Source organism: Cellulosimicrobium sp. GQ32 (genome assembly GCF_059758455.1).
This window is the reverse complement of sequence record NZ_JCAXEP010000011.1, coordinates 45,941-71,455: the sequence shown is the minus strand read 5'-3', so window position 1 is coordinate 71,455 and position 25,515 is coordinate 45,941. Positions and strand designations below refer to the sequence as shown.

General features: G+C 73.7%; 20 protein-coding genes. 7 read left to right on the top strand and 13 right to left on the bottom strand.

Annotation, left to right across the window (positions count from 1 at the left end):
* Window positions 1–293: 293 nt before the first annotated feature.
* Window positions 294–3,029 (top strand): DEAD/DEAH box helicase, encoded by a 2,736-nt coding sequence (locus tag AC6CH9_RS16765; protein ID WP_498155913.1) that lies wholly within the window; start codon window positions 294–296, stop codon window positions 3,027–3,029.
* A gap of 78 nt (window positions 3,030–3,107) precedes the next feature.
* Here the strand turns inward: AC6CH9_RS16765 and AC6CH9_RS16760 are convergent, their stop codons facing one another.
* Window positions 3,108–3,533, bottom strand: a complete 426-nt coding sequence (locus AC6CH9_RS16760; protein WP_498155912.1) for a carboxymuconolactone decarboxylase family protein — start codon at window positions 3,531–3,533, stop codon at window positions 3,108–3,110.
* Between the two features lie 70 nt (window positions 3,534–3,603).
* Complete coding sequence (locus tag AC6CH9_RS16755) at window positions 3,604–4,533, bottom strand: GNAT family N-acetyltransferase (protein ID WP_498155911.1); 930 nt, start codon at window positions 4,531–4,533, stop codon at window positions 3,604–3,606.
* 120 nt (window positions 4,534–4,653) lie between these two features.
* Between AC6CH9_RS16755 and AC6CH9_RS16750 the strand changes: the two genes are divergently transcribed.
* Together AC6CH9_RS16750 and ybaK are read left to right on the top strand one after the other, a co-directional pair.
* A complete protein-coding gene (locus tag AC6CH9_RS16750; protein ID WP_498155910.1) occupies window positions 4,654–5,379 on the top strand; it encodes a VIT1/CCC1 transporter family protein in 726 nt (241 codons plus the stop codon).
* 25 nt (window positions 5,380–5,404) lie between these two features.
* Window positions 5,405–5,908, top strand: coding sequence for a Cys-tRNA(Pro) deacylase (gene ybaK, locus AC6CH9_RS16745; RefSeq protein WP_498155909.1), 504 nt, complete (start codon window positions 5,405–5,407; stop codon window positions 5,906–5,908).
* 12 nt (window positions 5,909–5,920) lie between these two features.
* On the opposite strand, the gene AC6CH9_RS16740 is transcribed toward ybaK, so the two are convergent.
* The gene (locus tag AC6CH9_RS16740) at window positions 5,921–6,319 is read right to left on the bottom strand and encodes a YccF domain-containing protein (protein ID WP_047232538.1); all 399 of its coding nucleotides are present in this window, start codon (window positions 6,317–6,319) and stop codon (window positions 5,921–5,923) included.
* 109 nt (window positions 6,320–6,428) lie between these two features.
* Here AC6CH9_RS16740 and AC6CH9_RS16735 point away from each other — a divergent pair, with 109 nt between their 5' ends.
* A complete protein-coding gene (locus tag AC6CH9_RS16735) occupies window positions 6,429–7,184 on the top strand; it encodes a YggS family pyridoxal phosphate-dependent enzyme (RefSeq protein WP_498155908.1) in 756 nt (251 codons plus the stop codon).
* 26 nt (window positions 7,185–7,210) lie between these two features.
* Here the strand turns inward: AC6CH9_RS16735 and AC6CH9_RS16730 are convergent, their stop codons facing one another.
* From AC6CH9_RS16730 to lplAB, 7 genes are all read right to left on the bottom strand, one after another.
* Entirely contained in the window at window positions 7,211–8,203 is a 993-nt protein-coding gene (locus AC6CH9_RS16730) for an N-acetylmuramic acid 6-phosphate etherase (protein WP_498155907.1), read from the bottom strand.
* Window positions 8,200–9,507: an anhydro-N-acetylmuramic acid kinase gene (locus AC6CH9_RS16725; protein WP_498155906.1), complete on the bottom strand. Its 1,308-nt coding sequence runs from the start codon at window positions 9,505–9,507 to the stop codon at window positions 8,200–8,202. Before AC6CH9_RS16725 ends, AC6CH9_RS16730 begins: the two co-directional genes overlap by 4 nt.
* Window positions 9,507–11,258: a glycoside hydrolase family 3 N-terminal domain-containing protein gene (locus AC6CH9_RS16720; RefSeq protein WP_498155905.1), complete on the bottom strand. Its 1,752-nt coding sequence runs from the start codon at window positions 11,256–11,258 to the stop codon at window positions 9,507–9,509. Before AC6CH9_RS16720 ends, AC6CH9_RS16725 begins: the two co-directional genes overlap by 1 nt.
* Window positions 11,255–12,088 carry a carbohydrate ABC transporter permease gene (locus tag AC6CH9_RS16715; protein WP_498155986.1) on the bottom strand — a complete coding sequence of 278 codons (834 nt, stop codon included), beginning with the start codon at window positions 12,086–12,088 and terminating at the stop codon, window positions 11,255–11,257. Before AC6CH9_RS16715 ends, AC6CH9_RS16720 begins: the two co-directional genes overlap by 4 nt.
* Before the next feature lie 56 nt (window positions 12,089–12,144).
* Complete coding sequence (locus tag AC6CH9_RS16710; RefSeq protein ID WP_277513314.1) at window positions 12,145–13,152, bottom strand: carbohydrate ABC transporter permease; 1,008 nt, start codon at window positions 13,150–13,152, stop codon at window positions 12,145–12,147.
* An 86-nt stretch (window positions 13,153–13,238) separates the two neighbouring features.
* Entirely contained in the window at window positions 13,239–14,546 is a 1,308-nt protein-coding gene (locus AC6CH9_RS16705) for a sugar ABC transporter substrate-binding protein (protein ID WP_498155904.1), read from the bottom strand.
* A gap of 258 nt (window positions 14,547–14,804) precedes the next feature.
* Window positions 14,805–15,854 carry a lipoate-protein ligase LplAB gene (lplAB, locus tag AC6CH9_RS16700; protein ID WP_498155903.1) on the bottom strand — a complete coding sequence of 350 codons (1,050 nt, stop codon included), beginning with the start codon at window positions 15,852–15,854 and terminating at the stop codon, window positions 14,805–14,807.
* A gap of 172 nt (window positions 15,855–16,026) precedes the next feature.
* Between lplAB and AC6CH9_RS16695 the strand changes: the two genes are divergently transcribed.
* Window positions 16,027–19,044: a non-ribosomal peptide synthetase gene (locus tag AC6CH9_RS16695; RefSeq protein WP_498155902.1), complete on the top strand. Its 3,018-nt coding sequence runs from the start codon at window positions 16,027–16,029 to the stop codon at window positions 19,042–19,044.
* A gap of 25 nt (window positions 19,045–19,069) precedes the next feature.
* Here AC6CH9_RS16695 and cimA read toward each other — a convergent pair whose 3' ends face one another.
* Window positions 19,070–20,728 carry a citramalate synthase gene (gene cimA / locus AC6CH9_RS16690; RefSeq protein ID WP_498155901.1) on the bottom strand — a complete coding sequence of 553 codons (1,659 nt, stop codon included), beginning with the start codon at window positions 20,726–20,728 and terminating at the stop codon, window positions 19,070–19,072.
* 337 nt (window positions 20,729–21,065) lie between these two features.
* Between cimA and AC6CH9_RS16685 the strand changes: the two genes are divergently transcribed.
* On the top strand, window positions 21,066–21,647 hold the full coding sequence (locus AC6CH9_RS16685; RefSeq protein WP_498155900.1) for a hypothetical protein: 582 nt from the start codon (window positions 21,066–21,068) through the stop codon (window positions 21,645–21,647).
* A gap of 102 nt (window positions 21,648–21,749) precedes the next feature.
* Here AC6CH9_RS16685 and AC6CH9_RS16680 read toward each other — a convergent pair whose 3' ends face one another.
* Complete coding sequence (locus AC6CH9_RS16680; protein ID WP_498155899.1) at window positions 21,750–22,883, bottom strand: branched-chain amino acid aminotransferase; 1,134 nt, start codon at window positions 22,881–22,883, stop codon at window positions 21,750–21,752.
* Between the two features lie 210 nt (window positions 22,884–23,093).
* Window positions 23,094–24,137: a 3-isopropylmalate dehydrogenase gene (locus tag AC6CH9_RS16675; RefSeq protein WP_498155898.1), complete on the bottom strand. Its 1,044-nt coding sequence runs from the start codon at window positions 24,135–24,137 to the stop codon at window positions 23,094–23,096.
* A gap of 130 nt (window positions 24,138–24,267) precedes the next feature.
* Between AC6CH9_RS16675 and AC6CH9_RS16670 the strand changes: the two genes are divergently transcribed.
* The gene (locus AC6CH9_RS16670; RefSeq protein ID WP_498155897.1) at window positions 24,268–25,485 is read left to right on the top strand and encodes an ROK family transcriptional regulator; all 1,218 of its coding nucleotides are present in this window, start codon (window positions 24,268–24,270) and stop codon (window positions 25,483–25,485) included.
* The last annotated feature ends 30 nt before the right edge of the window (window positions 25,486–25,515 follow it).

Sequence of the window (25,515 nt, the reverse complement as noted above, 5' to 3'; positions counted from 1 at the left end):
ACGGCGGCGTGGGGTCGGTGGTCGTCGATGACTCGGAGGCCGGGACCGGCCTCGACGCCGGTCCCGCGGCATACCCTCGCACAGGTTGACAGCGCTATCAACCCTCAGCGCCGACCTCGCACCCCAGCCGAGCACTGGGTTGTTCCCCGTTCAGCCTCGAACCGGGGAACAACCCCGGGTTCGGCAAGCCCTCGTCCCCGGGTCCGGCACGTGTCGAGCCCCCGAGCGGCCCGGCACGCCGCTCGACGGGCCCGGCCGACGTCCCGGGCGCTCCAACCTGACAGACTCGTCCCGTGACCACCACGACCGGCCGCACCCCGGCTCTCCTCGCCCACGTGCCCGCACCGACGGGCAAGGCCCCCGACCCGGACGCGCTCTACGAGGGGTTCACCACCTGGGCGACCGAGCAGGGTCTGGAGCTGTACCCGCACCAGAGCGAGGCGCTCATCGAGCTGGTCACCGGCTCGCACGTCATCCTCTCGACGCCCACCGGCTCGGGGAAGTCGCTCGTCGCGATGGGCGCGCAGTTCGCCGCGCTCGCCGCGCACCGGTCGGGCCGCGGCGGCCGCACGTACTACACCGCTCCGCTCAAGGCGCTGGTCAGCGAGAAGTTCTTCGCGCTCGTGGCGGCGTTCGGCTCCAAGAACGTGGGCATGACGACGGGCGACTCCGCCGTGAACCCCGACGCCCCGATCATCTGCTGCACGGCCGAGATCCTCGCGAACATCGCGCTGCGGCGTGGCGGCGAGGGCGCCGGGGCCGACGACGACGACGCGATCTCGCAGGTCGTCATGGACGAGTTCCACTTCTACGCCGACCCGCAGCGCGGCTGGGCGTGGCAGGTGCCGCTGCTCGAGCTGCCGAACACCCAGTTCCTGCTCATGTCCGCGACGCTCGGCGACACGACCCGGTTCGTCGAGGAGCTCGAGGAGCGCACCGGCCGGCCGGTCGCCGAGGTGACCACGGCCCAGCGGCCGGTCCCGCTGCACTTCAGCTACGTCGTCGAACCGTTGACCGAGGTCATCGAGGAGCTCGTCAGCACACGCCGCGCGCCCGTGTACGTCGTGCACTTCACGCAGAAGGACGCGGTCGAGCGTGCGCAGTCGCTGCTGTCCATGAACGTCGCGACGAAGTCGGAGAAGGAGGCGATCGCCGCCGAGCTCGGCGACTTCCGCTTCGGCACCGGGTTCGGCAAGACGCTCAGCAAGTTCCTGCGGCACGGCGTCGGCGTGCACCACGCGGGCATGCTGCCCAAGTACCGGCGCGTGGTCGAGCGGCTGACACAGGCCGGTCTGCTCAAGGTCGTGTGCGGCACGGACACGCTCGGCGTCGGCATCAACGTGCCGATCCGCACCGTGCTGCTCACGAGCCTCGTGAAGTTCGACGGCGAGCGCATGCGCCACCTCACGGCGCGCGAGTTCCACCAGATCGCGGGTCGCGCGGGCCGCGCCGGGTACGACACCGTGGGCGAGGTGCTCGTCATGGCGCCCGACCACGTCATCGAGAACCGCAAGATGCTCGCCAAGGCCGGCGACGACCCCAAGAAGCTCAAGAAGATCGTCCGGAAGAAGGCGCCGCAGGGCTCGGTGAACTGGACCGACGCGACGTTCGAGCGCCTGCGCGACGCCGAGCCCGAGCCCCTGACCAGCCACTTCACGGTGACGCACGCGATGGTGCTCAACGTGCTCGCGCGCACGGCGCAGCACGGTCGCGGCGGGCACCTCGACGCGTCCGACCCGCGCCGCGACCCCGTCGAGGCGATGCGGCACCTGCTCCTCGCGAACCACGACACCGACACCCAGCGCCGCGAGCACGTGCGCCAGACGCTGCGCATCTACCGCTCGCTGCGCGTCGCGGGGATCGTCGAGCGCGTGCGCGTGCCCGACCCGTCGCGCCCGGAGGGCTACCGCCCGAGCGTGCGGCTCGTCGGCGACCTGCCGCGCGAGTTCGCGCTCAACCAGCCGCTCTCGCCGTTCGCGCTCGCGGCTCTGGACCTGCTCGACGTCGAGGGCGCGACCCACGCGCTCGACGTCGTCTCCGTCATCGAGGCGACGCTCGACGACCCGCGCCAGGTGCTCTACGCGCAGCAGAACGCCGCCAAGGGCGAGGCAGTCGCGGCGATGAAGGCGGAGGGGTACGAGTACGAGGAGCGCATGGCGCTGCTCGAGGAGATCACGTGGCCCAAGCCGCTCGAGGAGCTGCTCGCGCCCGCGTTCGCGATGTACAAGCGGTCCAACCCGTGGGTCGCGGACGCCGAGCTCTCCCCCAAGTCCGTGGTCCGCGACATGGTCGAGCGCGCCATGACGTTCGCGGAGTTCGTGTCCGTCTACGGGCTCGAGCGCACGGAGGGCGTCGTGCTGCGCTACCTCGCGGACGCCTACCGCGCGCTGCGCCAGGTCGTCCCCGAGGAGCACCGCACCGAGGAGGTGCAGGAGATCGTCGAGTGGCTCGGGGAGCTCGTGCGCGGCGTCGACTCCTCGCTCCTCGACGAGTGGGAACGCCTCGCGCACCCCGTCGACGACGACGCGGACACCGAGGTCGGCGACGGCCCGCTCTCGGGCGCGGGCGCCGAGGCGCCGACCCGGCCGGTCACGGGCAACCCACGCTCGTTCCGGCGCCTCGTGCGCAACGCGCTGTTCCGCCGCGTCGAGCTCGCGTCCCGCGAGGACTACCGGGCGCTCGGCGCGCTCGACGGCGGCGCGGGCTGGGACGCGGACGCGTGGGGCGACGCGCTCGACCCGCTGTTCGAGGACCAGGGCGACCACGCGGTGGGCATCGGCCCCGGAGCCCGTGCCGCGGCGCTGTTCCAGGTCGTCGAGGCCGGCGCGGAGGTCCCGGCCGGCCACGAGGGTCCGACGGCGGAGCACGCCCCGGGCGGGGTCGTCCCCGCGGGCACGTGGCTCGTGCGGCAGGTGCTCGACGACCCGGCGGGCGACCACGACTGGGCGATCACGGCGAGCGTCGACCTCGCGGCGAGCGACGAGGCGGGCGAGCCGGTCGTGACCGTGCTCGCGGTCGGGCCGCTCTAGGCCGCGGCAGACGGGCGCCGCGGACGGGGTGGCACGGCCGCTCGCCACGGACCGGGGCGCCGTCGGCCCCGACCGCGCTCAGGTGAGCGGCAGCAGCCCGCGCTCGGCGAAGACCTGCTTCGCCACGGCCGTCGCGTTGAGCGCCCGCGGGAACCCGCAGTAGACGGCCGCCTGGAGGAGCGCCTCGACGATCTCGGCCGGCGCGAGCCCGACGTCGAGCGCGGTGCGGACGTGGATCTCGAGCTGGGGCTCGCACCCGCCGAGGGCACTGAGCATCCCGAGCGTGACGAGCTGCCGGTCGCGCGGCTCCAGGTGCGGCCGCGCGTAGATCTCGCCGTACGCCCAGGCCGAGATCTGGTGCTCGAGCTCGGGCGACACGTCCGCGAGCGCCTCCGCGAGGACGGCGCCCGCCGTCGCGTTGACCGCGCCGAACACTCCTCTCCCGTGCTCGTAGCGCTCCGCGCGTGTGGTCGGTCGGTCGGTCGTGGAGTTCCCCTGCGTCACGCCGAGCAGCGTAAGGGACGGGGCGCGACCTGCGCCGACGGTCTCGCTCCCGGCGTCGCGGGCAGCGTGGTCAGGAGCCGTCGCGCCGCCGGTCGAACCGCTCCGGCAGGTGGGCGAAGCCCGCGGAGACGTACGTGGCCACGCCTCCGACGTTGGACGCCGGCGTCGCGACGAGCGCGCTCGAGGCGCCCAGCTCGCGGAGCGCCGCCAGCCCGGCGAGGGTGACCGCCCGGCCGAGACCCCGGCCGCGGTGGTCGGCGTGCACCCCCATGGGCTCGATCAGCCCGGGTCGTCCCGGACCCGCCGACCACACGCCGATCACGGCCACGGCGGGCCCCGTGCCGACGTCCGCCGCCGCGCCGTCCGGGGGACCGCCGGCGGGCGGGCCGGCGACGGGCGGGCCGTCGTGCACGACGAGGCAGCGCGCATCGGCGTACGGGAGCCCGGACGCGAGCGCGTGCCAGCGCTCCGGAGCGGCCCGCCTCCCGCCGAACGACGAGCGGAGCGTCTCGGCCCACGCGGCGGCCTCCGTCGGCCCGACCCCACGCACCCGGACCCCGGGTGCCTCGACCGGGTCGGCCAGGTCGCGGCGCAGGAGAGCCCACCGCTCGTCGACGCGCCAGCCCGCCGCGGCCAGGTGCTCGTCCACCCGAGCTCCCACCGGCGCCTCGACCGACGCCCCGCCCTCCCCCAGCACGCCGCGCTCGGGCCGGGCGGCGTCGTCGGCGAGGCGGCGCGCGAGCTCGTCGTCGCGCTGCAGGTCCGGTGCGATCCCCAGGCGGAGCAGGCCGGGGCCGTCGAGCAGCCCGACGGCGACGACCCGTCCGTCGCGGCGCCACGTCCGGACCGCGGCGGCGGTCGCCGTCGCGCCGAACCGCCAGAACCAGCCCACGTCGCCGGGGTGCAGCTGCAGCGGCGCCGCGTCGTCCTGCCACGTCCGCAGCGCGTCCAGGGCCTCGCCCAGGCCGTCGACCTCCGGGGTCTCCAGCTCGATCACCATGTGCCGATCAGACCTCACCGCGCCCTCGGCGCGCACGCTCATTGCGTCGGGCCGGCCGCTCGCCCAGGAGCCCGCGCGGCCCCCGGTCGCGCCGCGCCGGAAGGCCCCTACGGTGAAGCCATGAGCGACGCACCGCGCAACGGCCAGCACCCCGGCGAGCCCCACCACCCCGAGAGCACGGGGTCACGGCTCAACCGGCTGCGTGCCGGGGTCCTGGGCGCGAACGACGGCATCGTGTCGACCGCGGGCGTCGTCGTGGGCGTCGCGGCGACGAGCACGTCGATCCCCGTCATCGCGACGGCGGGCGGCGCGGCTCTCCTCGCGGGCGCGCTGTCCATGGCGGCGGGCGAGTACGTCTCCGTGAGCACGCAGCGCGACACGGAGAAGGCGCTGCTCGCGACCGAGCGGCGCGAGCTCGCCGAGATGCCGGACGCCGAGCTCGCGGAGCTCACGGGGATCTACGAGGCGAAGGGACTGACGCCGGACCTCGCGCGCCAGGTCGCCGTCCAGCTCACCGAGCGCGACCCGCTCGCCGCGCACGCCGACGCCGAGCTGCACATCGACCCCGACGAGCTCACCAGCCCGTGGGAGGCCGCGGTCGCCTCCATCGTGTCGTTCACGGTGGGCGGCCTGCTCCCGCTCGCGGCGATCCTCCTCGCCCCCGCGAGCGTGCGCATCCCGCTGACGTTCGTCGCCGTCGTGCTCGCGCTGGTGCTCACGGGCTGGGGCTCGGCCCGCCTCGGGAACGCACCGACCCGGCGCGCGACGGTCCGGACCGTCGTCGGCGGCGCGGTCGCGATGGGCGTGACCTACGCGATCGGCTCCCTGCTCGACGTCAACGTGTAGCGCGCCGCTGCGGCAGAATCGGCCCGTGGCCAAGAAGTCGAAGTCGTCCGCGCACGCCGGCACGCCCGCGATCGCGCTCCTCGAGCGCGAGGGCGTCGCCCACACGCTGCACCCGTACGAGCACGACCCGTCGAGCGACCTGTCCTACGGCCTGGAGGCCGCGGCGGCGATCGGGGTGCCGGCGGAGCAGGTGTTCAAGACCCTGCTCGCCGTGGTCGACGGCGCCGCGCTCGTCGTGGGGATCGTGCCGGTCGACCGCCAGCTCGACCTCAAGGCGCTCGCCAAGGCGGCGGGCGGCAAGAAGGCGACCATGGCGGAGCCCGCAGCGGCCGAGCGCGCGACGGGCTACGTCGTCGGCGGCATCTCGCCCCTGGGCCAGAAGCAGCGTCACCGCACGTTCCTCGACGACACCGCGCTCGCGTTCGACGCGGTCTACGTCTCGGGCGGACGCCGCGGCCTCGACGTCGGCCTCGCGCCGTCGGACCTCCTGCGCCTGACGGCTGGCACCACGGCCCCGATCGCGAGGTAGAGGCCTGGTCGGTCAGCGCTGGTAGGCGGTGTACGGAGCGTCGGTCGGGACGATGTCCTTGCCGAGCGGCAGGAGCGAGACCGGGATCATCTTGAGGTTCGCGATCCCGAGCGGGATGCCGATGATCGACACGAACAGCGGGATCGCGGTGACCACGTGCCCGATCGCCAGCCAGATGCCGGCCACGACCACCCAGATGACGTTCCCGATCGTCGACCACGCGCCCGCGGTCGGCTTGTCGACGACCGTGCGGCCGAACGGCCACAGCGCGTAGCCCGCGATGCGGAACGACGCGATGCCGAACGGGATCGTGACGATGAGGATGCAGCAGATGATGCCCGCCAGGACGTAGCCCAGGGCGAGCCACAGCCCGGCGAACACGAGCCAGATGATGTTGAGCAGTGTCTTCACGGCACCGTCCTTTCCCCACCATTCTCGCCGATCGAGCCGCCGGTGCCGATCCGGGACCACCCTGAGACGACCCGGATCTCGGACGGCCCGGCCGACCTAGACTGACCGCATGCCCCTCCCCGAGCCGTCGTCCGTGCTGCCCGCGCAGATCGCGCAGAACCTCGCCCGGGTGCGGTCCCGGGTGGACGACGCCGCGCGCGCGGCCGGGCGCGCGCCGTCGGACGTGCGGCTGCTCGTGGCGACCAAGACGCAGCCCGCAGACGCGGTGCGCGCGGTCGTCGAGGCCGGCGCGGACCTGATCGGCGAGAACCGCGTGCAGGAGCTCGTCGCGAAGGCCCCCGACCTCGCGGACCTGGTAGCCGACGGCCGCGTCGAGGTCCACATGATCGGGCACCTCCAGCGCAACAAGGTCAACCAGGTCCTCGCGACGGCGACGGGGGTCGAGAGCGTGGACTCGCTCGCGCTCGCCGAGGCGCTCGCGGCGCGCTCCGCGCGCGACGGCCGGGCGCTCGACGTCCTCGTCCAGGTGAACGTGTCGGGCGAGGAGTCCAAGTCGGGCGTCCGCCCCGACGACGCCGTCGCCCTCGCGACCGCCGTCGCCGCGCTCGACGGTCTGCGCCTGCGGGGCTTCATGACGATCGGCGCGAACTCGCCGGACGAGTCGGTGGTGCGCGCGGGCTTCGCGCGCCTGCGCGAGGTGCGCGAGGCCGTCGCAGTCTCGGGCGCACCGGGGACGGCGGCCGCAGGCGAGCTCTCCATGGGCATGAGCGGCGACCTCGAGCTCGCGATCGCCGAGGGCGCGACGATCGTCCGCGTCGGCACCGCCGTCTTCGGCCCGCGCCCCGCCGAGGTAGGGGTCCGGTAGACCGGACCTCTACCTCGGCAGGATCGTCATCGTGCGGGGAGGGCGCCCAGCCGGGCGAGGGCGTCGCGGACTCCCGCGGCGCCGTCGCCACCGAGCGCGGCGCGCGCCGTGTCCGCGTCAGCGTCCGCCAGCAGCATGACGAGCGCGACGTGCACCTCGCCGCCGGCCGAGTGCAGAACCTCCTCGCACTCCGGGGCGCCGAGTCCCGTCGCCTGCACGAGCATCCGGACGATGCGGGCGCGCAGCTTCTGGTTGGTCGGGCGCACGTCGATCATGAGGTTCGAGTACGTCTTGCCGAGGCGGATCATCGTCGCGGTGGAGAACGTGTTGAGCACGAGCTTCTGCGCGGTCGCGGCCTTCATGCGCGTCGAGCCCGTGACGACCTCGGGACCCGTGTCGACGAGGATCGCGACGTCGACACCCGCCGCGAGCGGAGCGGCCGGGTTCGCGGAGACGAGCACGGTGCGGGCGCGCCGCTCGCGCGCGACGTCGAGCGCTCCGCGCACGTACGGCGTCCGGCCGCTCGCCGCGAGACCGACGACGACGTCGTCCGGACCGACCGCGTCGACGTCCGCCCGTCCGAGCGACACGTCGTCCTCGGCACCCTCGACCGCGAGCATCATCGCGCCGACGCCCCCGGCGAGGTGGGCGACGAACCACTCCTCCCCCACGCCGTAGGTGGGCAGGAGCTCGACCGCGTCCAGGACGCCGAGACGTCCCGAAGTCCCCGAGCCCACGTAGTGCACGCGCCCTCCCGCGCGCAGCGCCGCCACCGCGAGATCGACGGCCTCCGCGATACGGTCGCGCTGCGCGCGCACGGCGTCCGCGACGCCCGCGTCCTCGTCCGTGATGAGGCCGACGACGTCCGCGGTAGGCAACAGGTCGACGTCGGTGGTGCGCGGGTTGCGCTCCTCGGTGGGTGAGGCCAGGCGCACGAGCTCCTGCCACTCGTCGGCGCTCGGGACGGCGCCCGGGACGGGTCGCGAGGCGGCGTCTGCGGCGACGGTCGGGTCGGTCATCGGGTGCTTCCCTTCGTCGGGTCCGACAGCGGGCCCTTGGTGCGCGGGCCCGGTTGCAGCCCGTGCGGAGTGTTGGCGAGCGCCAGACGGCGCACGGGCCCGCTCGCGGCGGGCCACGGCAACGGCGTGGGCGGGGTGAGCGAGCCGAGGACCACGGCGCGGCGGGCGCCGGTCGCCCGACGGCGGTGCTCGCCCGCCGCGGTGCCCGGCAGGCCGTGTGCCGAGAGGAAGCCGAGGAGCGCGAAGAGGTACGCCTCCTTCGCATCCACGGGCAGCCCGAGTGCGTCGGACGTCACGACGTCGCACGCGTGCGGCACGCGCGCGGCGAGCGCCACCCGCAGACGGTCGAGCAGCACAGGGTTGCGGGCCCCGCCGCCCGACGCGACGACGCGGCGTACGTCGCACCCGGCGAGCGCGTCCGCCACGCTCACGGCGGTGAGCTCGGTGAGCGTCGCGACGAGGTCGGGGCCGGTGAGGCCGGGCCGCACGGACGCGAGACGGCGTGCGGTGTACGTGGTGTCGAAGTGCTCGCGCCCGGTCGACTTGGGCGCGGGCGCGGCGAAGTACGGGTCGTCGAGCAGCGCCGCGAGCGCGCCGGGGTCGACGGTTCCCTGCGCAGCGAGCTTGCCGTCCTCGTCGTACGCGAGACGGCCGTCGGTGATCGCCGTGACCGCGACGTCGAGCAGGCAGTTCCCCGGCCCGGTGTCCCAGCCCGTGACCGGGTCGTCGATGCGCCCGACGAGCGACACGTTCGCGATCCCGCCGATGTTGAGCGCGGCGGTGAGCCCGGAGCCCTGCGCACCGCTCCCCCCGGTCGCGGCGTCGTCGCGCCCGAGCCACAGCGCGTCGAGCACGCTGACGAGGGGCGCGCCGTGGCCGCCCGCGGCGACGTCGGCGACGCGGAAGTCGCTGATGACGGGCCGCTTGGTGTGCTCCGCGACCCACGCCGCGTTCCCGAGCTGGAGCGTGCCCCGAGCGCGGGCGCCGACCACCCAGTGGTAGATCGTCTGCCCGTGCGACGCGACGAGGTCGACGTCGCCGCCGGCGACGTCGTCGATCGCGCGGCGGCCCGCGCGACCGAGCTCCTGGCCGATGAGGGTGTCGAGCTGCGCGACCTCGGCCACGTCGACCGCGGCGGGCGGCAGGGCCTTGAGGATGCGCTCGCGCAGGGCGAGCGGCCACGCGTACTCGGTGTGACCGAGCGGCCGCAGGCGCAGCACGCCGTCGCCGCCGAGCGTGAGCTCGGCCGCTGCCGCGTCGATCGCGTCGACCGACGTGCCGGAGGACAGGCCCAGGACGATCATCAGTGCGCCTCACCCTCGATGTCCGACGCGAACGCGCCCCGACCGGCCTCGGACGACCAGCGTGTGCCGGTGAGCAGCGCGACGGCGGCGCGCGCGTTCGCCCGCCCCGTCCCGCACGCGGCCACGACGACCGGTCGCGCGCCGTCGTCGGGCACGGCGTCCACGGGCACCGCCTCGTCGGCACCCCGGCCGAACCACTGTGCGACGGCGCCCGGGAACCCGGTGTGGACGACGACGGCGTCCGGGCGGTCGGCGAGCAGCGCGTCGAGCCGCTCGCGCTCGTCCGAGCCGGGTACGGGCTCGCGCGTGAGCACGACGAGCGGGCGGTCGCTCGACCGGACGGCGTCGAACGCCTGCGTCCATGCGGCGGCGTCGGTTGGTCGCAGGTGCCGGACGCCGGTGCCGAAGGCGTCGTCGAACGCGCGCTGGACGTGCTGGGCCGTCCGTCCGGCGGCGTGGTCGAAGCGCAGTCGGAGGTCGACGACGTCAGGCGCCGCGGTCAGGACCGGGCCAGGGCCCGGCGCCGGGTCCGCGAACCGCACGGCGCGAGCCGCGACGTCGGATCCCACGCGTTCGAGCGCGTCGAGCGCGGTCGCCGCCGACTCCGGCGAGGGCACGATTCCGCTCGCGGCCTGGCGCCTGCGGATCGCGGTCCGCGCGGTCGCGGTGCGCGCGACCGACGCACGCAGCCGAGCGAGCGGGACCCGCCCCGACGCGACGGCGGAGACGAGCGCGGCCTGGGCTTGGCGGAACAGCGCCTCGTCGTCGCGGCCGACGGTCGTGCCGAGGCACAGCAGGTCGGCACCCGCCTCGATCGCGCGCACGGCGACCTCGCCGATCCCGTGGGTCGGCACCCCCTCGGCCCCGGTCTCGCCCGGCCCCGTCTCGGCGTACGCGGCGACGGCGCCCATGTCGAGCGCGTCGGTGACGATCGGGCCGTCGTAGCCGAGCTCACGCACGAGTGCGCCGACCGCGGGCTCGAGCGTCGCCGGGAGCGGGCCGAGAGCGGGCACGACGACGTGGGCGGTCATGACCGCGTCGAGCCGGGCGTCGTCGTCCGCCCCCGCCCCGGAGGAGCCTCCTGGCGTCATCGTCGCGACGAACGGCGGCAGGTCGCGGGCGCGCAGCTCGGCGAGGCTCGCGTCGACGACCGGCAGGGCGAGGTGCGAGTCGACGCTCGTCGCACCGTGGCCGGGGAAGTGCTTGCCGCACGCGCCCGCACCCCCCGCGTGCAGCCCGCGCACGAACGCCACGCCGTGCCGGGCGACGAGCGCCGGGTCGGCGCCGAAGGACCGCACGCCGATGACCGGGTTGCCCGGGTCGGAGTTCACGTCGAGGTCGGGGGCGAGGTCGAGGTCCACGCCGGTCGCGGTGAGGAGGCGGCCGAACGCGGCGCCCACCTCCTCGGTGACCGCGACGTCGTCGACCACGCCCAGGGCGGCGCTGCCTGGCAGGCTCGACCCGGTCGCCGCCTGGAGGCGGGACACGTCCCCGCCCTCCTCGTCGATCGCGACGAGGACGTCCGGCGACGCCCCGCGCAGGAGGCTCGTGAGCCGGGAGGCCGTCGCGACGTCGGGCGTGTTGTGCCCGAAGAGGACGACGCCGGCGAGCCCGTCACGCGCAGCCTCGTGGAGCCAGGCGGGCAAGGAGTCGGTGCCGGTGAAGCCGGGCAGGAGCACACCGTTGACGGCGCGGACGACGTCGTCGTCGTCCACCGGTGCGAGGACCGGGGCGGAGGTCGCGTCGCTCATCCCTTCACCGACCCAGCGGTCAGGCCCGACGAGAGGTTGCGCTGCACCAGCACGAAGAACACGAGCACGGGCAGCGTGATGATGGTCGACGCCGCCATGACGGCGCCCCAGTCGGTCGTGTTCTCGCCGAAGAACTTCTGCAGACCGATCGGCACGGTGTACTTGCTCGACTGCTGCAGGAACGTCAGGGCGAAGATGAACTCGTTCCATGCCGTGATGAAGGAGAAGACGCTCGTCGCGACGACGCCGGGCGCCACGAGCGGGACGAGGATCCTCCAGAACATGCGGCCCCATGAGGCACCGTCGAGGTACGCAGCCTCCTCGAGCTCGACGGGCACCGCCGCGACGAAGCCGCGGAGCGTCCAGATCGCGAAGGGCAGGGCGAACGCGAGGTAGACGATCGTCAGGCCCAGGAGCGAGTTCAGCATGTTGAGGTTGCGCATCTGGAGGAACAGCGGGATGACCAGGGCCTCGAGCGGGACCATCTGCACCATGAGGATGAGCACGAGCATCGACTTGCGGAACCGGAAGCGGAACCGGCTCACCGCGACGGCGGCGAGCAGCGCGACGACCGACGACGCCAGGACGGTGCCCACCGCGACGAGGACCGAGTTGCGCAGGTACTGACCGAACCCGCCGTCGTCGATCACGGTGACGAAGTTCTCCCACGTGACCCCGGCGGGGAGCAGTCGCGCGCCGCGGGTCGCGGCCTCAGGGTCGATCGCCGAGGAGAACATCCAGTAGGCGGGGAAGAGCGAGAAGGCGAGCAGGGCGACGAGCCCCGCGATCTTTGCGGTCGCGACGCCGGGTCGGCGCGGGTGGGTACGCAGGACCTGGTCCGTCCGGGGGGCGGGCCGGGGCGGGGTGCGGGTGTCGACGGCGGCGCTCACAGCTCCTCCTCCTTGAACAGGGTGCGCATGTACACGAGCGTGATGCCGAGCAGGATGAGCGTGAGCAGGACCGCGATGGCCGAGCCCATGCCGTACTTGCCCTGCGCGAACGACTCGATGTACGACCACACGCCGAGGTTGAACACGTCCTTGTTGCCGCCGTTGCCGCCGGGCATGAGGTAGATCTGCGTGAAGACCTTGAAGTCCCAGATGGTCGACAGGATGGTGACCACGGCGAACACCGGACGCAGGATCGGCGCGGTGATCGCCCAGAAGCGCCGCCAGGCGGTCGCGCCGTCGACCTTCGCCGCCTCGTGGAGCTCGTGCGGGATCGTCATGAGCCCCGCGAGCACCGTGATCGCGACGAACGGGAACCCGTGGTGCACCACGTTGAGCGTCGCGATGGCGTAGAACGACAGTCGCTCGGTGAACCAGTTCACGGTCCCCGGCTCGATCGCGCCGACGCCCTCGAGGACCGACGCGACGAGTCCGTTGAGCGGGTCGAAGATCCACACCCACACGTATGTGCCCGTGATCGCGGGCACCGCCCAGGCGACCATGATCGCCGTCGCGCCGACGCCCCGCCAGAACCCGCCGAGCGTGTTGAGGAACAGCGCGACCGCGGTGCCGAGCGCCACGGTGAGCACGACGCACGCGAGCGCGAAGAGGACCGTGTTGGGCAGGACGACGGTCCACAGGTAGCTGTCGCCGAGGATGTCGGCGTAGTTCTGCAGCCCGATCCAGTTCGACTCGCCGCTCGCGATCTGCCGCAGCCCGTAGTCCTGCAGCGAGAGCAGGAACACCCGCACGAGCGGCCACAGCAGCAGTACGCCGAGCACGAGGAGTCCCGGTGCCAGCAGCAGCCAGGGACGCAGCGGGGAACGGTGGCCGAGGCCGCCGGGCCGGCGCCGGCGCGCGCCGGTCGACGGGGTGCCCGATGGCGGCCGGTCGGCCGGGGCGGCCGGGGCCGGCGAGGCGCCGGGCACGGCTCGGAGGTCTGCCATGGAGATGGTCCTGTCGCGTGGTACGGGAGGGCGGAGGAGCGCGGCGTCCGGCCGCGGGGTGTCCCCGCGGCCGGACGCGGGTCGGCTCAGGAGCCGAACGTCTCGTCCATGTCGGCGGCCGCGGTGTCGGCGGCCTCCTGGACGGTGGCGCTGCCCGAGAGGATCGACTGGAGCATCGTCTCGAGCGTCTTCTTGCCCTGGATCTGGCCGTAGAGCGGGGTCACCGGGACGGACCGGCCGGCCTCGACCATCTGCTGGGCGAACGGCGCGACCAGCGGGTCGTCCTCCTCGATGACCTTCTCGAGGAGCGACGTCTGGCCCGGGAAGTAGCCGGACTGCTGGCCCCACTCCTCCGCGAACTCGCCGGTCGTCATCATCTCGACGAACTCCCAGGCGAGGTCCTGCTTCTCGCTCGCCTCGAAGACACCGAGGTGCGAGCCGCCGAGGAACGAGTCGGCCAGTCCCTCGGTCTGGCCGGGGATCGGGAAGGCGCCGATCTTGCCCTCCATGTCCGGGACGTCGGCGACGATCTTGCCCGGCGTCCAGCTCCCGGAGATCATCATGCCGACCTGGCCCTGCTCGAACGCGGCGAGGAGGTCGGTCTCCTTCCACGTCGTCGCGGCAGCGGTCGAGAAGCCGTGCTCGGTCGCGAGACCCGTGTAGAACTCGAGGCCCTCGACAGACTCGGGCGAGCTGATCGCCGACGTCCAGGTGTCGCCGTCCTGCACCGCGAGGTCGCCGCCGGCGCCCCAGACGAAGGGCATCGCACCGTACTGGCTGTCACCGGCGACCGGGAACGGGATGATCTCGGGGTTCGCGGCCTTGAGCGCGTCCGCCGCGGCGACGAGCTCGTCCCACGACGTCGGCGCCTCGATGCCCGCGGCCTCGAACAGGTCGGCGCGGTACACGACCGAGCGCACGCCGGCGTACCACGGCATGCCGTAGGTGCCACCGTCGAGCGTCGCGGACTCGACGAGACCCGGGACGAGGTCGTCCTCGAGGCCGGCCTCGGCGATACGGTCGGAGAGGTCAGCGAGCGCACCGACGTCGGCGAACTCACCGGTCCAGGTCGTCCCGACCTCGGCGACGTCCGGCGTCGTGCCGCCCGCGATGGAGGTCGTGAACTTGTCGTGGGCGCTGGCCCACGGCTGGAACTCGATCTGGAGGTCGGCGCCGGTCTCCTCCTTGAACGCGGTCGTCACCTCGTCGAAGAACGCGTCGGCGTCGGGGTTGGTGCCCTCCATGATCCAGACGGTGAGGGTCTCGCCCGAGAAGTCGGTGGCGTCGTCGCCCCCGGTCGCCTCGGATCCGGACCCTCCGCCGGAGCTGCACGCGGCCAGGCCGAGCGTGAGGACGAGGGTGCCCGTGACGGCCACCGTGCTGCGTCGCTGCATGCCGTGACACTTCCTTTCTGTCGGCCGATGGGGGACGGCCGGTTCGGGTGTCCTGACGGTCCCGCGCGGCCGGTCGGCCTGCGCGGCGTGAAACTAACTTCCATCAGAGGACGTATGCGTGAAGATTACTGCCATCGTCGCGCGAACGAAAGCCCGGTCGACAGATGTTGCACGTTCTTAACAATCGGCGGCGGGGCAGCCACCCGGTCGCGCGAGGGAGAGCCCTGGCTGGTCGGGCGAGACCCCGCTACGTCGGGGTCACGGCACGCGCGCGGTCCACTCCGGCGTCGAGAACTTCGTGCGCGCGAGCTCCTCGGCCTGCGCCCGCTCCTCGGGCGTGACCTTGCCTTCGACCGTCCGGTACCGCGACCGGAAGTGGTCTTCGAACGCCTCGATGACGGCCTCGCGGGACATGCCCGTCTGCGAGCGCAGGGGGTCCACGCGCTTGTTCGCGCTCTTCGTCCCCTTGTCCGAGAGCTTCTCCCGGCCGATGCGGAGCACCTCGGTCATCTTGTCGGCGTCGATGTCGTACGCCATCGTCACGTGGTGGAGCACCGCTCCCCCGCGCAGCCGCTTCTGCGCCGCCCCGGCGATCTTGCCCGCGGGCGACGCGATGTCGTTGAGCGGCTTGTACGTCGCGTCGATGCCGACCGACGCGAGCGCACCCAGCACCCAGTCGTCGAGGAACGCGTACGACCGCTCGAAGCTCAGGCCCTCGACGAGCGACGCAGGCACGTAGAGGGAGTACGTGATGGTGTTGCCCGGCTCGACGAACATCGCCCCGCCGCCCGAGATCCGGCGCACGACCGTCACGCCGTGCCGTGCCGCGCCCTCGGCGTCGACCTCGTTGCGCAGCGACTGGAACGAGCCGATGATCACGGCCGCCGACGCCCACTCCCAGATCCGCAGCGTGGGGCCGCGTCGACCGGCGTCGAGCTCCTCGGTGAGCACCTGGTCCAGCGCCAGGTGCATCGCCGGGCTCTCCGGCCCCTCGTGGATCAGCTCGAACGTGTGGTCGTGCCACCCCGTCGCGTGCCCGAGCGCACGGCGCACCGCGATCGCGACGGCCTCGGGCGAGAAGCCGATCATCGTGACGTCCTCGCCGAGCGCGCCCTGCACGGCACTCGCGAGCTGCGCGACCGTCGCCGTCTCCGGCATGCCGGTGAGCGCACCGTCGATGTCTTCGAGCGCGTCGTCCGGCTCGAGGAAGAAGTCGCCGCTCACCGCGACGCGGGCGAGCCGCCCGGCCTCCACCTCGACGTCGACCGCCACGAGCTTGCCACCGGGGACCTTGTACTCACCACGCACCCGTCCACCCTAAGCCCGCGAGACGCCCGCTCGGCGGGAGACGTCGGTCACGGCCGCCGTCGCCGCGCGCATGCGGCGCGACGGTCCCGGTGCGATCGTGTGAGTACGTCCACGGGACGATCGTCGTGCAGGGGCCGGCGCGCCGTGGACGTCTGCGAAGCAGGGGGAACTCATGGACGACGCCCGTACCCTCGTCGCGCTCTTCGACGACCGAGTGCGCACCCACCCGTCGACACCCGCTGTCGTCGAGGGCGACCGGACCTACTCCTACGTGGAGCTCTTCGCGGCGTCGTGCGACGTCGCGGCACGCCTCGTCGACGGCGGCGCACGACGCGGCGACGTCGTCGCCGTGCTCGGCCCGCGGGGCTTCGACACCCTCGCGGCGCTGCTCGCGGTGCTGCGCACGGGCGCCGCCTACCTCCCGCTCGACGAGGCGACGCCGCGCGACCGCGCCGCGACGATGCTGGGCGCCGTCGGCTGCCGCCTCGTCGCGCGCACGTCGGCCGCGACGCCGACCGTCGTGGGCGACGTCCCGGTGCTCGACGTCTGCGGGCCGACGACGACACCGACATCGACACCACCGCACGGCACGACGGACGGGGCGGACCCGCTCGCCTACGTGATGTTCACCTCGGGGTCGACCGGGACACCGAAGGCGGTCGGCGTCGGGCAGCGTGCCGTCCGCCTCCTGGCCACCCGCGGCGGCTTCCTGGACATGGGACCGGGACGCAGGTTCCTGCACGCGTCAGCCCTCGCGTTCGACGCGTCGACGATCGAGATCTGGACGACCCTGCTGCGAGGTGGCTGCCTCGTCGTCGCCGAGTCCGAGCTCCTCCTGGCGCCGGAGGCCCTGGAGCGGCGGCTGCGCCGCGACGCGGTCGACACCGCCTTCTTCACCACGAGCCTGCTGCACCATCTCGCGCGAACCCGGCCGGAGGTCTTCGACGGCCTCGCCCAGGTCGTCACGGGCGGCGAGACGCTCGCCGCAGGCCCGGCCGCCGTCGTCGCGGCGCGCGCAGGACGCCTCGTCAACGTCTACGGCCCCACGGAGTGCACCGCGGTGACCACGACGCACGACGTCGCCCCCGGGTCTCAGGACCCCGTGCCGATCGGCCGCCCCGTCCCCTACGCCCGCTGCGTCGTCCTGCGGCCCGACGGCACGCCCGCCGAGGACGGCGAGGACGGCGAGCTGCTGATCGGCGGCGACGGCCTCGCCGTCGGCTACCTCTCCGACCCCGAGCTCACCGCGCGCCGGTTCGTCCGCCTCGCGGTGGGCTCCGTCGCCGAGACGCGCTGGTACCGCACGGGCGACCGGGTGCGCGGTCGCGGCGACGGGACGTTCGAGTTCCGCGGGCGCCACGACGACCAGGTCAAGGTGCGCGGCTTCCGGATCGAGCTCGGTGAGGTCGAGCACGCCGTACGGACGGTCCCGCAGGTCGACGACGCCGCGGTCGTCGCGGTCGGCAGGGACGCCGACGCGCGGCTCGTCGCGTTCGTCGTCCCCGCGCCGGGCGCGGTCGTGGACCTCGCCCTCGTCCGCGCCAGCACCCGGGACAGGCTCCCCGCATGGATGATGCCGTCGTCCGTGCTCGTCGTCGACGAGCTCCCGCGCACGACCAACGGCAAGACGGACAGGCGACGGCTCGAGCGCAGTGCGCGAGAGACGGACCTCACCGGTCCCGACGCCGCGACGCCCGCCACGGGAGGGAAGTCGTCCCCCGAGGCGGTCGTGCGCGCAGCCTGGACCGAGACGCTCAGGCTTCCGGGCGGTGCCGACGTCCACTTCTTCGAGTCGGGCGGGACGTCGCTCGACGCCGCTCGTCTGGTCGCGCGGATCCAGGCCGAGCTCGACCTGGACGGTGCGAGCGGCTATCCGCTGATCCAGTCCCTGCTGTCGGAGCCTCGGCTCGGACCGTTCACGAGCGCCGTGGCGCACGTCGCCGCGCACGGCGCGCTCGTGCAGGAGGCGAGCGACCGGTGGCGCGCCGACGTTCACCTCCCGCAGACCGCCCCGCTCGGCGACCGGCCCGAGGGACGGCGCGTCCTCCTCACGGGCGCCACCGGCTTCTTCGGCTCCTACCTCCTGCGCGAGCTGCTCGCACGCACAGGTGCCGAGGTGGAGTGCCTCGTCCGCGCGCCGGACGAGGAGGCTGCCCGGCGCCGGATCTCCGCGGCGCAGGAGCGGTACGGTCACCCGCCGCTCGGCGACGCGCACCGCGTGCACGCGTTGCCGGCCGACCTCTCGGCGCCTCGGCTCGGGCTCTCCCCGGACGAGCTGGACGCGCTCGCGCGACGCACGGGACGCATCTACCACTCGGCCGCACAGGTCAACTTCGCGTACCCGTACGAGTGGCTCCGCGCCACCAACGTGGACGGCACCCGGGGCGTCGCGAGCCTCGCGCTCCGGGGCGGCGGCATCCCGGTGCACTACGTCTCCACCATCGCCGTGCTCTCCGGCGCAGGGTCGGCACGCGTCCCCCACGTGTCCGAGCGCGACGCCGTCGAGCACGTCGAGCGGATGTCGATGGGCTACCCGGAGAGCAAGTGGGTGGCCGAGCGCATCCTCGGTCTGGCGCGCGAGCGCGGCGTCCCGGTGTCCGTGTACCGCCCCTACGAGATCACCGGCCGCACGACCGACGGCGCCTGGAACACGGACGCCGCCATCGTCGCGTTCTTCAAGGCGATGGCCGAGATGGGTTCGGCTCCCGACGTCGGCCTCCCGCTCGACCTCGTCCCCGCCGACCACCTCGCCCGGGCGCTCGTCCACCTCGCGGAGCACCCGGTCGATCCCCGCGGCGCGACGTTCCACCTCACCAACCCGCGGTACGGGCTGCTCGGGGAGATGGTCGATCGGCTCCGCGCCGCCGGGCACCGGATCGAGACCGTCGACTACGACACCTGGGTCGGCCGGCTGCGTGAGCTCTGCGCCGCGTCCCCGGACCACCCCGTGGTCCCGTTCCTGCCGATCTTCACGACGGTCGCCGCCGCTCGGGACGTCACGGTCAAGGAGCTCTACTTCGAGGGGACGTTTCCTCGGTTCGGCAGGGAGAACGTGGAGGCCGGGCTCGCGGGGACGGGGATCGAGTGCCCCCCGGTGGACGCGTCGATGCTCGACTCCTACGTCGCGTGGTTCCACCGCACCGGGTGGATCACGCCCGCCACCGCGCCGGTGGCGGGCGCCTCGACGTGACCCCGCACCGGCGGCAGCGCCGGCCTCAGCGGGGGTCGACGCCCGCGTGGACCAGCCCGTAGATCGCGGAGTCGGTCAGTGCCTCCCACGCGGCCTCGATGAGGTTCGGCCCGACGCCGACGGTCGACCACGACGTCGAGCCGTCGGTCGTCTCGATGAGGACGCGCGTGATCGCGTCCGTGCCCTGCTCGGTGTCGAGGATGCGGACCTTGAAGTCGATGAGCTCGAACACGTCGATCTCGGGGTAGACGCGGCCGAGCGCGAGCCGGAGCGCGTGGTCGAGCGCGTTGACAGGCCCGTTGCCCTCGCCGGTCGTGACGATGCGCTCTCCCCCGGCGTGGAGCTTGACGGTGGCCTCGGCCGTCGCCTCGGTACCGCGCGACCCCGCCCGCTCGACGATCGTGCGCCAGCTCTCGACCCGGAAGTACGGCGGGCGCTCACCCGTGATCTCCTCGCGGAGCAACAGCTCGAACGACGCGTCCGCGGCCTCGTACGTGTAGCCGTTCGCCTCGTCGTCCTTGACCCTGTTGGTCACGCGCGTGAGGAGCTCGCCCTGGCCCGAGAGGTCGAACCCGAGCTCGCGCCCCTTGAGCTCGATCGACGCGCGGCCGGCCATGTCGGAGACGAGCATGCGGATGTCGTTGCCGACCGCCGTCGGGTCGATGTGCTGGTAGAGGTCCGGGTCGACCTTGATCGCGCTCGCATGCAGACCGGCCTTGTGCGCGAACGCGCTCGCGCCGACGTACGGCTGGCGCGCGTACGGGGAGATGTTGGTGATCTCGCTGATCGCGTGGGAGATGCGCGTGGCCTCCTCCAGCCCCTCCCCGGTGAGCGTGCGCAGACCGTGCTTGAGCTCGAGGTTCGCGACGACCGTGAGGAGGTCGACGTTGCCCGTGCGCTCCCCGTACCCGTTGACCGTCCCCTGCACGTGGGCCGCGCCCGCCTCGACGGCCGCGAGGGTGTTCGCGACGGCGCAGCCCGAGTCGTTGTGCGCGTGCATGCCGAGCAGCGCGTCGCCCGGGAGCGCGTCGCGCCCGTGCGGGAGCCCGACGGCGTCGCGCAGCTCCTCGACGATCTCGACGACCCACGTGGGCAGCATCCCGCCGTTGGTGTCGCACAGGGCCACGACCTCGGCCCCCGCCTCGAACGCGGCCTGCACGGCGGACCGCGTGAACGCGGCGTCGTACCGGTAGCCGTCGAAGAAGTGCTCCGCGTCGACGACGACCCGGCGCCCCTCGCCCACGAGGAACGACACGGTGTCGGTGATCATCGCGAGGCCCTCGTCGGGCGTCGTGCGCAGCGCACGCTCGACGTGCCGGACGTCGGACTTGGCGACGAGCGTCACGACCGGCGCCTCGGAGTCGACGAGCGCCCGCACCTGCGGGTCGTCCCACGCGCGCAGCCCGGCCTTGCGGGTCGAGCCGAACGCGGCGAGCACGGCGTGACGCAGGTCGAGCTCCTTGGCGGCGCGGCGGAAGAACTCCGTGTCCTTGGGCACCGCGCCCGGCCAGCCACCCTCGATGAAGCCGACGCCGAGCTCGTCGAGAAGCGGGGCGATGGCGAGCTTGTCGGCGACGGAGAGGTTCATGCCCTCCTGCTGCGCGCCGTCGCGCAGGGTCGTGTCGTAGACGTGGAAGACCCGGGGCTCGCGGGGGCCGGTCACGGGGGTCGTCGCCGAGGTCATGGTGCCTCTTCCTGCCGTTCGTCGTGTCGCGGACGCCGCAGCGTCCGTCCCTCTGGTCCGTCTCCCAGGACGCCGGGCGGGGCCCTCGTGAGGCGGGAGGCCCGGCATCCGTGCCGCCGGGCGGGGGTGGTGCCCAGCAACAAAAAGACCCCCCGAGGGTGCGGGAGGTCTGCGCGTCCGGTGAGTGCTACCGGGCGCGCTACTCGATAATGAGCTGGGAGACGAGGTGTGTCACAGGGCACATGGTGCCACAGGTTCCGCGAGGATGGACACGAGCGTCCATCCACTGAGCCGCCCATCGCCCTCGGGCGCGGCGGCGACCGACCGAGGAGTGACGATGAGCGACCCGACGCCGGGCGGCTACGACCCGCAGAACCCCCCGACGCGCCGCTACGGGCAGCCGCCCGTACCGCAGCAGGCCCAGCCCCCCGCGATCCCCCCGACCGGCTTCCCCGAGCAGAGGCCCCCGGTCAACCCCGCGGACCCGCGCCTCGCGGTCGAGGCCGGCCGGTTCTGGGCGGGCGCTGCGGCGACGGCGCTCGTCGCCGCGCTCATCGGGCTGCTCGGCGTGATCATCTTCGAGCGGATCTTCTCGATCACGCTGGTGCCGCCGCCGGACCTGTTCGGCACAGGGTCGCGCCAGGCGGCCTGGGCGATCGACGGGGCGATCCTCGCGGTCCTCGCCGCAGGCGTGCTGCACCTGCTCATCCTCAGCACGCCGCGCCCGCGCGCGTTCTTCGGCTGGATCATGGCGCTGGTCGTCGTGGTGATCGCCGTGCTCCCGTTCGCCTGGTCGAGCGACGTCACGGCGGCGGCACTGTCCGGGCTCATCAACCTGCTGATCGGCATCGCGGTCTGGTCGTTGCTCGCGGGCGTCGCCGGGCGGACGATCGTCGTGCGGCCGGCGACCGCCCTCTGACCCACCGGCCGGCGCGTCCACGCTGACCGGCCCGCACGACGACGGGGCGCGCCTCCCGCGGGAGGCGCGCCCCGTCGTCGTGCAGGGTCCGGAGGACGCGCCTCAGGCGAGGCGGCGCAGCCAGCCGTGGCGGTCGGCCGCGCGCCCGGTCTGGATGTCGGTGAGCTCGGTCCGGATCGCCATCGTGAGCGTCCCGGCCTCACCCCCACCGATGGTGTGGTCGAAGTCGGACCCCGCGAGGCGTCCGATCGGGGTGATGACGGCGGCCGTGCCGCACGCGAACACCTCGGTCACGGAGCCGTCCCGGATCCCGGCGAGGACGTCGGTGAGGGGGATCCTGCGTTCGACCACGTCGTGCCCGCGGTCGGTGAGGAGGCGGATGATCGACGAGCGCGTGACGCCCTCGAGGATCGAGCCGCTGAGCTCGGGCGTCTCGACCGAGCCGTCCGCCTTGACGACGAACACGTTCATGCCGCCGAGCTCCTCGAGGAACGTGCGCGTCCCGGAGTCGAGGAAGCACACCTGCTCGCACCCGTGCTGCTGCGCCACCACCTGCGGGAGCAGGCTGGAGGCGTAGTTGCCACCGCACTTGGCGTCTCCCGTGCCACCGGCGCCCGCGCGGCTGTACTCGCGGTCGACCCAGATCGACACGGGCTTCACGCCGCCCGAGAAGTAGGGCCCGACCGGCGACGCGATCACCAGGTACTCGGCCTCGAGCGACGGGCGCACGCCGAGGAACGCCTCCGACGCGTACATGAACGGCCGCAGGTACAGGCTCGCCTCCTCGCCCGACGGGACCCAGTCCACGTCGGTGCGCACGAGCGCGGTGATCGAGCCGACGAAGTCGTCGACCGACAGCGCGGGCAGCGCGAGCCGGTGCGCGGAGCGCGCGAAGCGCGCGGCGTTGGCCTCGGGGCGGAACGTCCACACCGACCCGTCCGCGTGGCGGTACGCCTTCATGCCCTCGAAGATCTCCTGCGCGTAGTGCAGGACGGCGGTCGCCGGGTCCAGCAGGAGGGGGCCGTACTTCTCGATGCGGCGGTCGACCCAGCCGTCGGTCGAGTTCCAGCTGATCCGCGCCATGTGGTCCGTGAAGACCGTGCCGAACTTCGGGGCCGCGATCGCGGCCTCGCGCTCGGCGGGCGGCGTCGGGGCGTCCGTGGGGCGGACGTCGAACAGGGCGATGAGGTCCTCCTCCGAGGAGGACGGCTGGTGCTGCGCTGCGAGGGTGCTCATCATGAGGCCTTTCACCTGGCGACCCGGGTGGTCTCCGCCTAGTTTTCCACGACCGTACGGCTCGTGCGGCGATCCGCGCGAGGGTACGACGACGGCAGGGGCGTCACCGGGTCAGAACGGGAGGGATCCGGTCCTGGGGCGATGACGACCGAGGTGCGGGGACTGCGGGCGAACCGGTGCCCGGGTCCGTGCAGGACCCGGGCGGGGGTGTCAGCCGGCGACGCGAGCGGCGAGCTCGCGGCCCACCTCGGCCGTCGAGCGTACTCGGCTCCCCCGGTCGGCGAGGTCGGCCGCGACGGCCGCCTCGACGCGCTTCGCCTCGTCGCCGAGGCCCAGGTGGTCGAGGAGCAGCGCGACCGACAGCACCGTGGCGGTCGGGTCGGCCTTGCCCTGCCCGGCGATGTCCGGAGCGGAGCCGTGCACCGGCTCGAACATCGACGGCGCCGTGCGGTCGGGGTTGATGTTCGCGGACGCGGCGAGGCCGATCCCGCCCGTGATCGCGGCGGCCTGGTCGGTGAGGATGTCGCCGAACAGGTTGTCGGTGACGATCACGTCGAAGCGCGAGGGCTTCGTGGTGAGGAAGATCGTCGCGGCGTCGACGTGCAGGTAGTCGGTCGTGACGTCGGGGAACTCGGCGTTGACGGCCTCGACCGTGCGCCGCCACAGGTGGCCAGCGTGCACGAGGACGTTGTGCTTGTGCACGAGCGTCAGGTGCTTGCGCGGGCGCGCCTGGGCGCGGCCGAACGCGTCGCGCACCACGCGCTCGACGCCGAACGCCGTGTTGAGGGATACCTCGGTCGCGATCTCGTGCGGCGTGCCGGTGCGCAGCGATCCGCCGTTGCCGACGTACGGACCCTCGGTGCCCTCGCGCACCACGACGAAGTCGATCTCGCCCGGGTCGGCGAGGGGTGAGGTGACACCCGGGTACAGCTTGCCCGGTCGCAGGTTCACGTAGTGGTCGAGCGCGAACCGCAGCTTGAGCAGCAGACCGCGCTCGAGCACGCCCGACGGGACGCTGGGGTCGCCGATCGCGCCCAGCAGGATGGCGTCGTGGCCGCGGATCGCCTCGAGGTCCGCGTCGGTGAGCGTCTCGCCCGTCGTGTGCCAGCGGCGCGCACCCAGGTCGAACGGCGTCGTGGAGACCTTCACGTCCGAGCCGGCCACGGCGGCCTCGAGCACGGCGAGGCCCTGCTCGACGACCTCGGTCCCGATGCCGTCCCCGGCCACGACTGCCAGATCAATGGTGCGCGTCATGCGGCGAGCCTACGCTGCCGCGCCACCCCTCGGGACGGCGGTCTCACGTCTCGGACCGCGCCGAGTTGCGCGACGGGACGAGACAGGGCACTATTAGGAAACTTTCCTAAAGCCTGCTCGAAGGAACGCCATGACCGCGCCCCCCTCGTCGAGGATCCCCGGCACGCCGGGGCTGCTCCGCACGATCAACGATCGCGCGGCGCTCGAGCTCCTGCTCGACGCCGGGCCGCTCACCCGGTCCCAGATCGGCGACAGCACGGGCGTGTCACGCCCGACGGCCTCGCAGATCGTCGCGCGGCTCGAGCAGTCCGGTCTCATCGAGCCGACCGGCTCCGTGCAGGGGGCGCGCGGGCCGCAGGCGACACAGTACGCCGCTCGCACCGACGTCCTCGTCGGGCTCGCGCTCGACGTCGTGCCCGACGGCGTGCGGGCGAGCGTCGTGGACGCGCTCGGCCGGACGCTCGGCGAGACCACCGTCGCGGCCGGCCCGGACCGCGCCGCCGCGACCGACGTCCGCACGGCGCGCGACGAGGCCTGCGCAGACGCAGGCATCCCGGTCGCCCGCGTAGCGACCGCCGTCGTCGGCGTCCAGGCCGCCGTCGCCCCGCGCACGGGCGACATCGCCCTCGTCGGCGAGCTCCCCGGCTGGCCGCGCGCGGGGCTGCGGGGCCACCTCGAGGACGCCCTGGGCATCGACGTGCGCGTCGAGAACGACGTGAACCTCGCCGCGATCGCCGAGCGCGACGCCGGTCGGGACGAGCAGAGCTTCGCGCTGCTGTGGCTGGGCGAGGGCATCGGCATGGGAGCGTGGCTCGACGGGCGCGTCCACCACGGCACCACGGGCGGCGCCGGCGAGATCGGCTACCTCCCCGTCCCCGCCGCCGGGGTCGACGACTCCGTCAACGTCCAGGACCTCGTCGGGGGTCTGCGGCTCGTCGAGCTCTGCGCCCGAGCGGGCGTCCCCGGGGTCACGGAGGGCACCCCGTACGCCGCAGCCGTCGCCGCCGTCCGGGAGCACCGAGACACCGACGCCGTCCACGCGCTCGTGCAGGACCTCGCCCGCCGCGTCGCGATCGTGCTCCAGCCGGTCGTGGCGATCCTCGAGCCCGACGCCGTCGTGCTCGGCGGGCCGACGGGGGTCGCGTGCGGCGCGGAGCTCGCCGAGGCCACGGCCGCCGTGCTCCGCGGCACCGACCAGCGCACCGGCGCGGTCCTCGCGAGCGCCGTGCCCGAGCTCGCGGTCCTGCGCGGCGCACGCTCCGTGGTCGCGCAGGACGTGCGCACGCTCCTGCTCACCGCGGCGGGCCGACCGGACCACCGTGTCGGCGCGTCACCAGTCCCGGGGTAGACCTCTTCACTGCCCCGCGAGCGGTGGCCG

Bases quoted from the DNA above. Each gene is read 5' to 3' on its own strand.
- AC6CH9_RS16755 (WP_498155911.1), bottom strand. From the start codon at position 4,533: ATGGTGATCGAGCTGGAGACCCCGGAGGTCGACGGCCTGGGCGAGGCC.
- AC6CH9_RS16750 (WP_498155910.1), top strand. From the start codon at position 4,654: ATGAGCGACGCACCGCGCAACGGCCAGCACCCCGGCGAGCCCCACCAC.
- AC6CH9_RS16735 (WP_498155908.1), top strand. From the start codon at position 6,429: ATGCCCCTCCCCGAGCCGTCGTCCGTGCTGCCCGCGCAGATCGCGCAG.
- AC6CH9_RS16730 (WP_498155907.1), bottom strand. From the start codon at position 8,203: ATGACCGACCCGACCGTCGCCGCAGACGCCGCCTCGCGACCCGTCCCG.
- AC6CH9_RS16725 (WP_498155906.1), bottom strand. From the start codon at position 9,507: ATGATCGTCCTGGGCCTGTCCTCCGGCACGTCGGTCGACGCGATCGAC.
- AC6CH9_RS16720 (WP_498155905.1), bottom strand. From the start codon at position 11,258: ATGAGCGACGCGACCTCCGCCCCGGTCCTCGCACCGGTGGACGACGAC.
- AC6CH9_RS16710 (WP_277513314.1), bottom strand. From the start codon at position 13,152: ATGGCAGACCTCCGAGCCGTGCCCGGCGCCTCGCCGGCCCCGGCCGCC.
- AC6CH9_RS16705 (WP_498155904.1), bottom strand. From the start codon at position 14,546: ATGCAGCGACGCAGCACGGTGGCCGTCACGGGCACCCTCGTCCTCACG.
- AC6CH9_RS16695 (WP_498155902.1), top strand. From the start codon at position 16,027: ATGGACGACGCCCGTACCCTCGTCGCGCTCTTCGACGACCGAGTGCGC.
- cimA (WP_498155901.1), bottom strand. From the start codon at position 20,728: ATGACCTCGGCGACGACCCCCGTGACCGGCCCCCGCGAGCCCCGGGTC.
- AC6CH9_RS16685 (WP_498155900.1), top strand. From the start codon at position 21,066: ATGAGCGACCCGACGCCGGGCGGCTACGACCCGCAGAACCCCCCGACG.
- AC6CH9_RS16680 (WP_498155899.1), bottom strand. From the start codon at position 22,883: ATGAGCACCCTCGCAGCGCAGCACCAGCCGTCCTCCTCGGAGGAGGAC.
- AC6CH9_RS16675 (WP_498155898.1), bottom strand. From the start codon at position 24,137: ATGACGCGCACCATTGATCTGGCAGTCGTGGCCGGGGACGGCATCGGG.
- AC6CH9_RS16670 (WP_498155897.1), top strand. From the start codon at position 24,268: ATGACCGCGCCCCCCTCGTCGAGGATCCCCGGCACGCCGGGGCTGCTC.